At 52.2% G+C, this 977-nt stretch carries 1 protein-coding gene; it reads left to right on the forward strand.

The annotated features are described in order from the left end of the window. Positions 1 to 977: elongation factor Tu (gene tuf / locus N6G83_RS54370; protein WP_260524434.1), on the forward strand; the 977-nt coding region annotated here is incomplete at both ends.

Consider the following 977-nt stretch of genomic DNA (forward strand, 5'->3'; position numbering starts at 1 on the left):
GCTCGTGGTATCACCATCAACACTTCTCACGTTGAATATGACACCCCGACTCGTCACTACGCGCACGTTGACTGCCCAGGGCACGCCGACTACGTGAAAAACATGATCACCGGTGCTGCTCAGATGGACGGCGCTATCCTGGTTGTAGCTGCGACTGACGGCCCTATGCCTCAGACTCGTGAGCACATCCTGCTGGGTCGTCAGGTTGGCGTTCCTTACATCATCGTATTCATGAACAAATGCGACATGGTTGATGATGAAGAGCTGCTGGAACTGGTAGAAATGGAAGTTCGTGAACTTCTGTCTGCTTATGACTTCCCTGGTGATGACCTGCCGGTTGTTCGTGGTTCAGCGCTGAAAGCACTGGAAGGCGAAGCTGAGTGGGAAGCTAAAATCATCGAGCTGGCCGGTCACCTGGATTCTTACATCCCAGAACCAGAGCGTGCTATCGACCTGCCGTTCCTGCTGCCAATCGAAGACGTATTCTCCATCTCCGGTCGTGGTACCGTAGTTACCGGTCGTGTTGAGCGCGGTATCGTTAAAGTTGGCGAAGAAGTTGAAATCGTTGGTATCAAAGACACCGTTAAGTCTACCTGTACCGGCGTTGAAATGTTCCGCAAACTGCTGGACGAAGGCCGTGCTGGTGAGAACGTTGGTGTTCTGCTGCGTGGTATCAAGCGTGAAGACATCGAACGTGGTCAGGTACTGGCTAAACCAGGTTCCATCAAGCCACACACTCAGTTCGATTCAGAAGTGTATATCCTGAGCAAAGAAGAAGGTGGTCGTCATACTCCATTCTTCAAAGGCTACCGTCCACAGTTCTACTTCCGTACAACTGACGTGACCGGTACCATCGAACTGCCAGAAGGCGTAGAGATGGTAATGCCAGGCGATAACGTGAACATGGTTGTTACCCTGATCCACCCAATCGCTATGGACCAAGGCTTGCGTTTCGCAATCCGTGAAGGCGGCCGTAC

It is taken from the genome of Serratia sp. PL7 (assembly GCF_945957435.1).